This is a genomic window from Maribacter polysiphoniae, from assembly GCF_003148665.1.
In the GTDB taxonomy this organism is placed as follows: domain Bacteria; phylum Bacteroidota; class Bacteroidia; order Flavobacteriales; family Flavobacteriaceae; genus Maribacter_A; species Maribacter_A polysiphoniae.
On the sequence record NZ_QGGQ01000021.1, the window covers coordinates 1 to 12,682 of the forward strand.

The 12,682-nt window shown below is 41.1% G+C and carries 14 protein-coding genes and 1 tRNA gene; 9 read left to right on the plus strand and 6 right to left on the minus strand.

Annotated features, from left to right (window positions below; genetic code table 11):
* Positions 1–329: transposase (locus tag LX92_RS21865; RefSeq protein WP_146197902.1), on the plus strand; the 329-nt coding region annotated here is incomplete at its 5' end.
* Between the two features lie 535 nt (positions 330–864).
* Positions 865–1,125: a hypothetical protein gene (locus tag LX92_RS21875; protein ID WP_109655135.1), complete on the plus strand. Its 261-nt coding sequence runs from the start codon at positions 865–867 to the stop codon at positions 1,123–1,125.
* A 505-nt stretch (positions 1,126–1,630) separates the two neighbouring features.
* Here LX92_RS21875 and murA read toward each other — a convergent pair.
* From murA to LX92_RS21890, 3 genes are all read right to left on the minus strand, one after another.
* Positions 1,631–2,938, minus strand: coding sequence for a UDP-N-acetylglucosamine 1-carboxyvinyltransferase (gene murA, locus LX92_RS21880; RefSeq protein ID WP_109655137.1), 1,308 nt, complete (start codon positions 2,936–2,938; stop codon positions 1,631–1,633).
* A gap of 15 nt (positions 2,939–2,953) precedes the next feature.
* The gene (locus LX92_RS21885; RefSeq protein ID WP_109655139.1) at positions 2,954–3,607 is read right to left on the minus strand and encodes a DUF4290 domain-containing protein; all 654 of its coding nucleotides are present in this window, start codon (positions 3,605–3,607) and stop codon (positions 2,954–2,956) included.
* Between the two features lie 85 nt (positions 3,608–3,692).
* The gene (locus tag LX92_RS21890; protein WP_109655141.1) at positions 3,693–3,980 is read right to left on the minus strand and encodes a DUF493 family protein; all 288 of its coding nucleotides are present in this window, start codon (positions 3,978–3,980) and stop codon (positions 3,693–3,695) included.
* An 88-nt stretch (positions 3,981–4,068) separates the two neighbouring features.
* On the opposite strand from LX92_RS21890, the gene LX92_RS21895 reads away from it, so the two are divergent.
* From LX92_RS21895 to LX92_RS21915, 5 genes are all read left to right on the plus strand, one after another.
* On the plus strand, positions 4,069–4,632 hold the full coding sequence (locus LX92_RS21895) for an AAA family ATPase (RefSeq protein ID WP_109655143.1): 564 nt from the start codon (positions 4,069–4,071) through the stop codon (positions 4,630–4,632).
* Positions 4,632–6,530, plus strand: coding sequence for a RecQ family ATP-dependent DNA helicase (locus tag LX92_RS21900; protein ID WP_109655145.1), 1,899 nt, complete (start codon positions 4,632–4,634; stop codon positions 6,528–6,530). The genes LX92_RS21895 and LX92_RS21900 overlap by 1 nt, the downstream gene beginning before the upstream one ends.
* The gene (fmt, locus tag LX92_RS21905) at positions 6,511–7,479 is read left to right on the plus strand and encodes a methionyl-tRNA formyltransferase (RefSeq protein ID WP_109655147.1); all 969 of its coding nucleotides are present in this window, start codon (positions 6,511–6,513) and stop codon (positions 7,477–7,479) included. Before LX92_RS21900 ends, fmt begins: the two co-directional genes overlap by 20 nt.
* A 177-nt stretch (positions 7,480–7,656) precedes the next feature.
* Positions 7,657–7,929, plus strand: coding sequence for an HU family DNA-binding protein (locus LX92_RS21910; RefSeq protein ID WP_109655149.1), 273 nt, complete (start codon positions 7,657–7,659; stop codon positions 7,927–7,929).
* A 113-nt stretch (positions 7,930–8,042) separates the two neighbouring features.
* Positions 8,043–8,603, plus strand: a complete 561-nt coding sequence (locus tag LX92_RS21915; protein ID WP_109655152.1) for a YqgE/AlgH family protein — start codon at positions 8,043–8,045, stop codon at positions 8,601–8,603.
* Between the two features lie 13 nt (positions 8,604–8,616).
* Here the strand turns inward: LX92_RS21915 and LX92_RS21920 are convergent, their stop codons facing one another.
* Entirely contained in the window at positions 8,617–9,462 is an 846-nt protein-coding gene (locus tag LX92_RS21920; RefSeq protein ID WP_109655154.1) for an aminotransferase class IV, read from the minus strand.
* A 59-nt stretch (positions 9,463–9,521) separates the two neighbouring features.
* The gene (locus LX92_RS21925) at positions 9,522–9,905 is read right to left on the minus strand and encodes an START-like domain-containing protein (RefSeq protein WP_109655156.1); all 384 of its coding nucleotides are present in this window, start codon (positions 9,903–9,905) and stop codon (positions 9,522–9,524) included.
* A 355-nt stretch (positions 9,906–10,260) separates the two neighbouring features.
* On the opposite strand from LX92_RS21925, the gene LX92_RS21935 reads away from it, so the two are divergent.
* Positions 10,261–10,334, plus strand: a tRNA-Met gene (locus tag LX92_RS21935).
* A 219-nt stretch (positions 10,335–10,553) separates the two neighbouring features.
* The gene (locus LX92_RS21940; protein ID WP_109655161.1) at positions 10,554–11,384 is read left to right on the plus strand and encodes an alpha/beta hydrolase; all 831 of its coding nucleotides are present in this window, start codon (positions 10,554–10,556) and stop codon (positions 11,382–11,384) included.
* A gap of 136 nt (positions 11,385–11,520) precedes the next feature.
* On the opposite strand, the gene LX92_RS21945 is transcribed toward LX92_RS21940, so the two are convergent.
* A partial coding sequence (locus tag LX92_RS21945; RefSeq protein ID WP_146197818.1) for a glycoside hydrolase family 92 protein occupies positions 11,521–12,682 on the minus strand: 1,162 nt, incomplete at its 5' end.

Below are 12,682 nucleotides of genomic sequence, written 5' to 3' on the forward strand. Positions count from 1 at the left end.
AGCGTAACTGGGAGCAGTTATCGCAGTACTTCCAGTACACCGAACCCATCAGGAAGATCATCTATACGACCAACGCCGTGGAAGGTTTTCATCGCCAAGTTCGTAAGGTAACCAAGACCAAGGGGGCATTTACCAACGACATGGCCTTGTTGAAACTGGTATACCTGGCCACAAAGAACATCGAAAAAAAGTGGACAAGCCCATTACATAATTGGAGTCTTACCGTTCAACAACTTTATATTAAATTTGGGGAGAGGATACCACTGGTCTTAAACGCCAATTCCTTTGGGGCTAGCCCCAAAGGAATTGGAACAACGGACAGAGTTTAATTTACAGACCCATCAAAACAGTTCGATTCTTGGAAAATGTTTTTCACTGAAATAAAATCAGATGTTCTCGCTTCCATTTTTAATAAGAATATTAGTGATTCCAAACTTGCGAAAATTGTAGAAGATGTTTCAAGACCGGATGGCGGAATAAATATCGATGCATTAATTACATATTTTGAAGATAACAGAACTGAACTAGGCGAATATTATGATAATTAATAGGTGAAATAATTATAAGGTACATTATCCTTACCCCCCCCACTAGTGCGAGCGTCACGCCTGTCCGCCTCAGGCAGGCCCGTGCCATGTTCATAACACCCCTGTAAAGTAGTGTCCCCACTACTTTACCGTCCCCTCAAAGGGGACAATAAAATCCCCCTTTGAAGGGGGTGCCTGCAAGGCGGGGGATGTGAAAATGCCAAACAAAAGTAGCATGAATAATGTATGGCGCAAAACACCCCCCGCCAACGCCACGACTCGCGAGCAGTTATCACTGCACCGTCCTCAAGGGGACAATTAGTACGAAACAATAATTATGAATAAAAAACGCTCGACCCCGCCAGTTTTTGAAAAGGAATGCAAACATCTTATCCATGAGGGTATTCCCGACGAAAAAACAAAAAAGAATAGTGATGATGGTTTTTTTGGCACATGGAAAAGTGCCCTGGTACTTGCCGTTTTAGCGGGATATAATATTATACGGGGTATAGCAAACGAGAACTACTATAATGTAATTATTGGTATAGTCTTGCTTATCGGTTGGCTGATTTTTGCTCTCGCTAGAAAAAATAAATAATAATAATTAAGTATTATGAAAAACAACTACCTATATATCATTCTAATATTTTGGTGCGGCCTTCTTAGCGCCAACGCAACCAATTCCCTGTTAGCGCGAGCGCAGTCGAAGTGAAGGGGGTGCCCGCAGGACGGGGGATGTAAAAAAGTATTAAGTATAATGTGTGGAGTAAAACACCCCTGTAGTCCCCTCAAGGGGACAATAATTCCCCCTATGCCTGCACTGAGCGCAGCCGAAGTGAAGAGGGTACCTGCACGACGGGGGATGTATTTCACCATTAATAGAGTCAAGCCTTTTTAGATAGAAGGAAAACAGAAGAGAAAAATGATATCCCCTCCCATAATTCTCTCGGGGTTAACTCTTAATGAAGTATTAGAAATAACTACCTATACCCAAAAAAGTTCCTTGGGTGCAGGCTGTTTTGGGTCAATTCATACAAATCCTCAGCTAGTTCAAGTATCGCCCTCTAGCCCTCGACGAAAAAAAAACTTTGATTTACGAAAAACTACACCCTGGTGATCTTGGCCCCGATAGCCCGTAGTCGGGTATCGATATCCTCATATCCGCGATCGATCTGTTCAATATTATGGATCGTGGAAGTTCCTTTTGCCGATAATGCCGCAATCAAAAGGGAAACCCCTGCCCTAATATCCGGGGATACCATGGTGGTGGCCTTTAACTTCGATTTAAAATTATGGCCAATAACGGTGGCTCTATGCGGATCGCATAAAATGATCTTAGCCCCCATATCGATTAACTTATCCACAAAGAACAAGCGGCTTTCGAACATCTTTTGGTGAATGAGGACCTCCCCTTTCGCTTGGGTGGCCATTACCAGGATTATACTCAAAAGGTCAGGGGTCAATCCCGGCCATGGAGCATCGGAAACCGTCAATATAGATCCGTCGATAAAACTCTGTATTTTATAACCATCCTTATGTTCAGGAATAAAAATATCATCGCCTTTTCGTTCTATGGTGACTCCCATTTTTCGAAAAACGGTTGGTATTTGACCCAAATCGTCCCAACTTACATTTTTGACCGTCAGTTCACTTTTGGTCATGGCCGCCAATCCGATCCAACTCCCGATCTCGATCATATCGGGCAACATGGTATGCTCGGTTCCTCCCAACGTATCAACACCTTCTATGGTCAATAGGTTTGAACCGATACCTGAGATCTTGGCCCCCATACGGTTCAACATCTTGCACAATTGCTGTAAATAGGGCTCACAGGCCGCATTGTAGATGGTTGTTTTTCCTTCGGCAAGTACAGCCGCCATAACAATATTGGCGGTTCCTGTTACCGAGGCTTCGTCGAGCAGCATATAGGTGCCCTTCAACTTTTTAGCTTCCACCCCATAAAAATGCTCCTCTTTATTGTAACGGAATTTGGCACCGAGGTTAATGAATCCCTCAAAATGGGTATCCAATCGTCTACGACCGATCTTATCACCGCCAGGTTTGGGAATATAGCCTTTGCCAAAACGGGCCAACAAAGGACCTACAAGCATGATCGAGCCCCTTAGTCCCCTACCGTCTTCCTTGAATTGGTCGGACTGTAGGTAATCGAGATTTACGTCATTGGCTTGGAACGTATAAGACCCTTTACCTTTCTTTTGGATATTTACACCCAAATCTTCCAACAAAGCAATGAGTTTGTTGACATCGACAATGTCTGGAATGTTATTGATAATAACCTTTTCTCCGGTCAAAAGCACTGCACATAGAATCTGCAATGCCTCATTTTTGGCGCCTTGTGGGGTAATTTCACCAGATAACTGATGGCCCCCTTCAATTTTAAATGTTCCCATTTAGGATTGAGACTATTAGTATCGCTTTTTACCGCGATTATTGCTTCTTTGATTTTTCTTTCCTGTAGTGCTACGAGGATTCTTGGCAACCCTATTTTTAAGGAATTGACCACTATCGGTAAGGTTTTCACCATCCTTGGCAAGGTCTATTTGCCCGTCACTCAATTCGTAGAGATGTTTGAATATGACGGTGTCGTCCACGGTATCCTTATTCCAATTAAGATAACATTTCTTCATATGGTTGGCGATGGCATATTCGAGTCCATCACGCATATCACCTTTATCCCATTCCACGGCAACATCGATCATTCGTTTTATGTTATTGCCATAGAAACGATATTTCGGGAAATTCTGTGGATACCCAAGAGGTTCAGGCCTTTGCTGCAACATTTCCTTGGAAGTAATTGGGAAAGGGGAATCAACATCCAATTTAAAATCGGACATAATAAACAACTGATCCCACAATTTATGCTGAAAATCAGGCACATCCCTCAAATGGGGTTGTATGTTACCCATGACACTTATTATGGCCTGGGCTACTTTATTTCGCTCTTCACGATCTTCAATCGATATGGCATGGTCTACCATTTTTTGAAAATGACGACCGTATTCCGGAATTATGAGTTTTTCACGTTCCGTATTATATTCTAGGTTTTCTACTAAATTCAAATCTTAAGTTTTTATGCTATTAAAGCGGGTAGGAAGTATTTCTATAACGGCTGCAAAATAAGAAAATTATGCTGTATTTGCTATTTTATAAGGATATAACCCCTTCAATTACCCCAACTTCTATGTATTTTTCTATTACGGCATCGGGGTTCTCCAGATTTACCTGTATCGAAAGGCTGGTGTATTTGCCGTTTTTTGATAATTTGGAATCGATGACAGCTCCCAAATTATTGAATATGGAATGTATCTGATTGATCTTATCTTCATCGGTCAATACTATAAACTTGTACAGGTATAGGGAGGGCCATTGGGTACTTTCTTCCAGCTGGGTTCGTAAACGGGTATAAAACTCTTCAGGGTTCTCTTTATTCATTGCCACAATTTTGTACAAATATAAGGCTTCAATAACAATTTTATAATAATCCTGTATTCCGTATTTTTACACTCTTAACACAGAACTATTGAAGGCGAAAAAAATTGTAATCACTGGAGGCCCCAGTACAGGTAAGACATCGGTCATTGAGCAGTTGGAGAAGGATGGCTTCCATTGTTTGCATGAGGTTATACGCGATATGACTTCAGAGGAAAAGACCCAGGGTGGGGACATAGAGATAGTTTCGAACCCCATTGTTTCGGTCCCCGACCCTAAAAGTTTTAACCTGAATATTCTGAATGCCCGTATCAATCAATACCGATCCGCACTGAAATCCACAAGGGACGTTGTCTTTTTTGACCGTGGAATACCCGACGTTTTGGCTTATATGGATTGTTTTCAGCAAACGTATACGTCTGAATTTTCAGAACCCTGCGAGACCTTAAGGTACGACCATATTTTTCTAATGCCCCCATGGAAAGAAATCCATGTGACCGACAGCGAACGTTTCGAATCGTTCGAAGAATCAATAAAGATCCATGATTGCCTGGCCAAGTCCTATGGCAATTTCTCCTATGATGTAACCCTAGTGCCCAAAGGCAGTGTTCACGAAAGGGTTCAGTTTATACTCGATCATACCAAAACGCTATAATGCAAAAGGACCCTCGGACCATTTTAGAGCATTACTGGGGATTTGGGTCCTTCAAAGGCTCCCAGAAAACTATCATAGATTCGGTACTGGCCGAAAGGGATGTGCTGGCCTTGCTCCCCACCGGGGGTGGTAAATCGCTCTGCTTTCAATTGCCTGCCTTGTGCAAAGAGGGCATCTGTATCGTTATTTCCCCATTGATCGCCTTGATCCAAAACCAGGTCGAAGTATTAAAGGAAAAAGGGATAAAGGCCATTGCCTTGACCGGCGGTATTTCGTTCGAGGAGGTCAATAACCTTTTGGACAATTGTTTATATGGCAATTATAAGTTTCTCTATCTATCCCCCGAAAGGCTACAGCAAGAACTGGTTCGTGATCGCATTCAGCAAATGAACGTTAATCTTATCGCTATTGACGAGGCCCACTGTATATCGCAATGGGGACATGATTTTAGACCCGCATACCTCGAGTGTTCCACATTGCGGGAACTCCTCCCCAATGTGCCCATCATTGCCCTTACGGCTACGGCTACGGAGGCTGTCGCAAAGGATATTGTCGAAAGTCTTACTTTGACCGACCCTTTGGTTGTAAAGGATTCGTTTGCCCGCAACAACATTGCTTTTTCCGTTTCTTGGGAAGAGGATAAAAGATATCGATTAAAACAACTTTGTTCCAACCTGGACCACAGTGCCATAGTTTATGTACGTACCCGACGTTCGGCCCAAGCCTTGGCGACCTTTCTTCAAACGAATGGGTGTTCTTCCTCTTATTATCATGGGGGATTATCCAAACAGGAGAAAAAGAAACGCCTCGATTTATGGTTAAGCAATAAGGTGAAGACCATGGTAGCCACAAACGCCTTTGGTATGGGTATCGACAAACCCGATGTGTCCTTGGTCGTACATTACCAAATTCCCGATTGCATTGAAAACTACTTTCAAGAGGCCGGAAGGGCTGGTAGGAACGGTAAACCGGCACGAGCGATTTTGCTGACCAACAATAGCGATATTGAGCAGGTAAAAAACCAGTTCCTAAGCGTCTTGCCCGATATCCCCTTTCTTAAATTGGTATATAACAAACTCAATAATTATTTTCAAATACCCTATGGGGAAGGGCATAATGAACGATTCCAATTGAATTTCAATGCGTTTTGTGAGACATACCGGTTAAACCCGTTGATCACCTACAATGCCTTTCGCATTCTGGACCAGAATTCGGTCCTTGCCCTGTCCGAGGCTTTTTCAAAAAAGACAACCCTTCGTTTTATATGCGATAAAGAGCAATTGTTCGATTATCTCGATAATAACAGGGACTTGGCTGTTATTGTACAAACGGTATTGCGAACCTATGGGGGGGTGTTTGAATTTGATACCAAGATAAATACCGTATTGGTTGCCAAAAAAGCGGGAGTATCGGAGAATAAGGTGTTGGCCGTACTGAAAAAATTGCAGACGGACCAAGTTATCGAGTATGATGAACGAAACAGTGATTTGGAAATCACCTTTTTGGTTCCTCGGGAAGATGACAGTACCATAAATGTATTCGCGAAAAGGGTCAAAGCCTTGAATAGCCTAAAGATAAGGAATGTCGATGCCATACTTTCCTATATCAAGAACACGAAAATCTGTAGGAACATCCAATTGCTGCACTATTTTGGGGAAACCCAGGCGACCGAATGTGGGCGATGCGATATTTGTAAGGCCAAAAAGGAGTTGAACGTAAACCTGACTACCTTTGTGTCGGAAGAAATCGTACGGCAATTAAGCATCGGGGCGAAGTCTTCCAGGGATTTGATCAAAACCCTACCCTTTAATGAGGATGTCGTTCTGATCGCTTTGCGGGGATTGTTGGAAAATGAAAGAATAAGAATAAATACCAGAAATGAATATGAGCTTGCTTAATAAGGAAGATTTACGGATTGTTTTTATGGGAACGCCGGAGTTTGCCGTTACCATTCTTGATGCATTGGTGCAAAACGATTATACTATAGTAGGCGTGTTGACCGCACCGGACAAACAAGCCGGCAGGGGACGAAAAATCCATAAATCAGCCGTAAAGGAGTACGCTGAGGAAAAAGGGTTGACAATCTTACAACCTACGAATCTTAAAGATGAAGCATTTTTAGGGGAATTGGCGGCATTGAAGGCCAACCTACAGATTGTGGTGGCCTTTAGAATGTTACCCAAGGTTGTTTGGCAAATGCCCGATTACGGCACGTTCAACCTACATGCATCATTATTGCCCGATTATAGGGGTGCGGCGCCCATCAATTGGGCCATTATCAACGGGGAGACCGAAACCGGGGTCACTACCTTTTATATAGATGATAAGATAGATACCGGTGAAATGATCCTTCAGGCCAAGGTCGATATCACCAACGAGGATACCGCTGGTACCTTACACGATAAATTGATGCATCTTGGGGCCAAGGTAGTTTTGGAAACGGTTCAGGGGATACTCCTAGGGTCCGTCACCAGAACCCCACAAGCTTTCAACAGCCATTTAAAGGAAGCCCCTAAAATACATAAGGAAACATGTCGAATTGATTGGAACGGATCTTTAAAACAGATTTATGACTTTATCAGGGGGTTGAGCCCCTACCCTGTCGCTTGGACCACATTGAACAATGGTGGGGAGGAATCTTTCCTTAAAATACATAAGGCCTCTATGGAGGAGGGGGTGCACGACCTAGAAGTTGGGCAGGTCGTAAGTGGCAAGGCCGAAATGAAAGTTGCGGTCACGGGAGGATATATTTGTTTAGAGGAAATCCAATTACCGGGAAAACGAAGAATGGCAATCCGTGATGTCTTAAACGGACTAAAATTGATGAAAACAGCCTCTATGACGTAAAGCCCCACTACCATTGGGCTGCGAGAGACGTAAAAAAAGCCCTACTTTATCAACAAACCTACTGAGTTATTAACAAAAACGGCGATTTCCCCTTGTTTTACTTGTGTTCACGGTAAATCCGTATAAATTTGTTCAAAGGTTTAAAATTATTTTTAAAACAATTAATTTAATTACATTATGAACAAAACAGAATTAATCGATGCAATGGCTGCTGATGCTGGCATCACAAAAGCTGCGGCTAAAAAGTCATTGGAGTCTTTCCTAGGTAATGTTGAAGGTTCTCTTAAAAAAGGAGATCGTGTATCATTAGTAGGATTCGGATCTTGGTCTGTATCTAAAAGAAATGCAAGAGAAGGTAGAAACCCATCAACTGGAAAAACTATCAAAATTGCAGCTAAAAATGTTGTTAAGTTTAAAGCAGGTGCTGATTTAGGCAAAGCGGTAAACTAATCTATATTATTATACTTTTGAAAAACCTTGGCATTACTGTCAAGGTTTTTTTGTTTGTACTAATTTGTGTTTTATAGGAATTATCTTATTTTAGTTACATCAGAAAAGCAAATATGATTGGTATAAAACCAAATAAAGGCAAGCTACTTATCGCGGAACCCTCATTAACAGGGGATGTTTCTTTCAATAGGTCTGTGGTATTGTTGGCAGAGCACAACGAGGAAGGTTCTGTTGGTTTTATCCTAAACAAGCCTTTGGAGTACAATATCAATGATTTGGTGACTGAAATCTCTATACCGCTTCAAGTTTATAATGGTGGCCCTGTGGAACAGGATAATCTCTATTTTATACATAAGGTTCCCGATCTTATCGATAACAGTATAGAAATATCCGACGGCATTTATTGGGGTGGTGATTTTGAAACCACCGTACAGTTGATCAATGAAGGGGTTATCACAGATGAGGATATACGTTTCTTTTTGGGGTATTCCGGATGGTCTTCCCTACAACTGGATCAGGAATTATCCTCTAAATCATGGATTGTGGTTCCGAATGAATACGCCAGTTCCATAATCCAAAAATCCTCGATTGCCTTCTGGAAGGAAAAGATGGTGGAATTGGGGGGCAATTATTTAATTTGGTCGAACGCACCGGAAAATCCTAGCCTAAACTAAAGATCCCCTTTGTTTATCCAAGTCGGGCCGAAGCATTCAATTTACCGATCAGACTTTTCGCTACTTCATTACTATACTCTTTCTTCCTGTATTTGGTAATCGGTTGTATACCGACAATGGCATTCGTTATAAAAAGTTCATCGGCCTTTTGTAGCTCGAATGGGGAAATGGAGGTTTCAAGCAACGTGTAGTCCTCCAGATTTTTGATTATTTCAATCAATTTATTTCGAAGAATACCCTTTAAGCATCCGTCGGAAAGTGGAGGGGTCTTGATCACATTGCCCTGTACCCAAAATAGATTTCCATTAAGGGCCTCTACCACACTCTTCTGTGCATTCAGCAACAAACAATTGTCAAGTCCGTTTTCTTCGGCAAAAACACTGCCCACGACATTCAAGATCTTATTGTTGGTCTTTAAGGTCGATAACATATCGGGATTCAGGTAAAAATCCTTGAAGAGGTCTACCTCATAGGCCTTGTCCTCTATACTATAAAAGGTAGAATGCAATTCATTCGCCTCTATGATATAAGAAACATCATTATTGGTTGGGGTATAGAATCCCCCATTGTTTCTAAACACTGTTAACCGCACCCTTGCCGATTTTTGGTTTAGTTCGTTGCTTTGTAGTGTCTTTAGGATTTGTTCCTCAAAAAACTCCATGGTAAAGTCCATGGGTATTTCCATTCTAAGGATCCGCATGGAGGACATTAACCTCAGGTAATGCGGTTCCCAAAAATATATTTTTGAATTAACCACCCTTATCGTCTCAAAAAGAGCGTCGCCATAGCGTAGTCCCCTATTTTCATGGTTTAGAAAATTAGAGTTTTCTTGAAGTAATTCACCGTTAAAATTGATCATAAAAAAAGCCCTGATAGTATTTTCAGGGCCAAATATACTGCATAATTCTACGCGGAATCCTATTTTGAACCTAAAACCTGTTTAAGGTCGGTTACTTGATTTTCCCAAAGCATTTTTGCTTCATCCACTTCGTCCTCTTCTGCAAAATCTATGATAAAAAGTGAAACATCCTTGGTGATCTCATCAACGATGATCCTCATTTCAAAGTAAGAATCATCATCATTCTCTTCCCAAGCGAATCTTACGAATTCCTCGCTCTTTCTTTTTAATAATTTTGCTTCTTCTTCAGTGCCATCCCAAATAAACCGGAACAACTCCCCCCTCGAATTGACATTATCAGCAAACCATTCCGAAAGTCCGGAAGGTGTTGACAAATACTGATATAACAATTGGGGTGAAGACTGTATTACAAATTCAATTTCAAATTTAGTCTTATCGCTCATCAAGATTGGTATTTATTATGGGCAATATATATAAATCTAAATGATAAAAAAATAAAAGAGGAAGAATATTTTTTTAAGATGAATGTTGAAGAACCAAAAATTAAACTTTATATTTGCAGCCGTTTAAAACGATATGCTGAGCGATGATGAAAGACGTGGTCTTTATCAGGACAAACAAAGTTTCGTCAGCAGTAGTTTTTGTTTTCTGACAGATTTGATTATTGTTGGAATATTTTTAAAATGGCGAGTCCTGACGAAAGACGTGGTCTTTATCAGGATGCTGACAAACAAAGTTTCGTCAGCAGTAGCTTTTGTTTTCTGACAGATTTAATTATTGTTGGAATATTTTTAAAATGGCGAGGTAGCTCAGCTGGTTAGAGCGTCGGATTCATAACCCGGAGGCCGAGGGTTCAAGTCCCTCTCTCGCTACAAAGGTCAACACCTGCAAAATCAACGGTTTGTGTACGCACAAGCCGTTTTTTTATGTCTTTTATTTCCTTATTTTTACCTACCCTAAATCAACCTAATTGAAATCAAACTAGTAGAAGTAAAAACCCGGGATTTTTTTGTGATTTAATCAAGGATTTTACTCTTGAAAACACATGGCCTTCAATCCTTTTAATTAAATTAGAGGTAAACAAAACAACCATGGACAAAGTAAAGACCTTAACCTTCTTTTTAATTTTTTGGGTAGCCTTAACCAATGCCCAAAATATTGTTTATCAAACAGTTAAGGATATAAGATATTATGATGACAATATATCCAACACCAACGCCTACATAAAGGAAAGATGTATGCTGGATGTCTATTATCCAAAAAACAAACAAAACGCGGCCACCATTGTTTGGTTTCATGGTGGGGGTTTGACGGGTGGTGAAAAATTCATCCCGGAGGAGCTTAAGAAAAAAGGCTATATCATTGTTGCGGTAAACTACAGACTTTCCCCTAAAGTGAAGAGCCCAAAATATATCGAAGATGCCGCGGCGGCAGTCGCATGGGTTTTTAAGAACATTGCCCAATACAACGGAAATAAAAACGCCATATTCATTTCAGGACATTCCGCCGGTGGTTATTTAACCAGTATGGTAGGTCTGGCCAAAAAATGGTTAAAAGCACATGACATAGATGCCAATGCCATTGCTGGGTTGATTCCTTTCAGTGGTCACACCATTACCCATTTTACCGTACGGGAGGAAAGGGGTATTGCAGGTACCAAGGTAGTTGTTGACGATTTGGCACCCTTGTATTATGTGCGTAACGATGCCCCTCCCCTTTTATTGATAACAGGAGATAGGAACTTGGAAATGTTGGGACGTTACGAAGAGAACGCCTATCTCATGCGAATGATGAAAATCGTGGGACATAAAGACACGAAACTATACGAACTTGATGGCTTTAACCATGGAGAAATGGCCAAACCTGCTTTTGAACTCCTTCTTAAATTCATTGATAAAAAGATGGAAAGTATAAAAGGATGATGTCCCATAAACGATGGGCGACAAAATAGCCGGACTTCAAAAAATGAAGTCCGGCTCACAAACTAACTAGAAAAAGGGCGACAATTCCCTTTTACTCAACTACAAACTAACTAACAAACTCAAACAATATTTACCCTTATTCGGTCTCCAACAGTATTTTGCCTCCTTTATTGAAGATATCATTGGAAACAAAATAGCCACTGTGCTTAGTACCGTTTAACATAAATCCTTTTAATTTTCTTCCTCCTGTTGGATTCTCAATTATCAGAGTATTTCCATTCTTAAGGTTCCACTTCACTTCTTCAAAAAGAGGAACACTTACCAAATATTCGCTATCTGCAGGGGACAGTGGGTATAGCCCCATTGCGGCACAAACATACCAGGAAGACATTTCACCTGCATCATCCATTCCTGAAAGGGCCAATCCATCTTTGCCTACCCCATAAAAATCGTTGAGTATCGTGTCAATAATCACTTGGGATTTTTCGGGTTTATCCACAAAGTAATAAGAAAAAGGGGCCTCATGATCGGGTTGGTTTCCGTGACAATATTGACCAATGAAACTAGAAACGTTTCTGGCAATATGATTCGGGTTCCAAGGTAAAGTAAATAGGGAGTCCAATTTTTGCTCAAAGGCATCCTTGCCTCCATATAGCCCTACCAAACCTGGCATATCGTGAGGTACGTAAAAAGAGACCTGCCATGCATTTGCTTCGCGATACATGTATTCATAATATGGATATTGCGGATTGAATGGACTTACCCAGTCCCCGTTTGCCAACCTTCCCCGCATGAAATGGGTGGCCATATCAAAAACATTTTTATAATTTTTCGCCCTTTTCGATAAATCATTGAAATGAATGGAATCATTCAGTTCTTTTGCCAAAAGTGATAGTGCATAATCATCATAGGCATATTCCAAGGTTTTTGAAACCCCTGCCGAACCAACAGTTTCAACCACCGGATCGTTTATTCGAAGCTCTGGAATATATCCTTTTTCGATATATGATTTTAAATATGGTCGCCCCCCATTATGGCCTTTGTTCTCCTCATAGGCATTGTTCAATAATAATTGATAGGCTTTGTTTATATCAAAATTGTCCACCCCCCTAAAATAAGAGCCAGCGATAAAGGAGGCGCCATGATCCCCATGGAAAAAAGTAGGTACATATCCTGTTAATTCACCAATATCCATCAGGGATTTTATAACGTCGTTGGTCACCTCTGGTTGTAATAAGGCCAACAGCACCAATTTATTTCGATAGGTATCCCATAAGGAAGGAATTGTATAATACTTA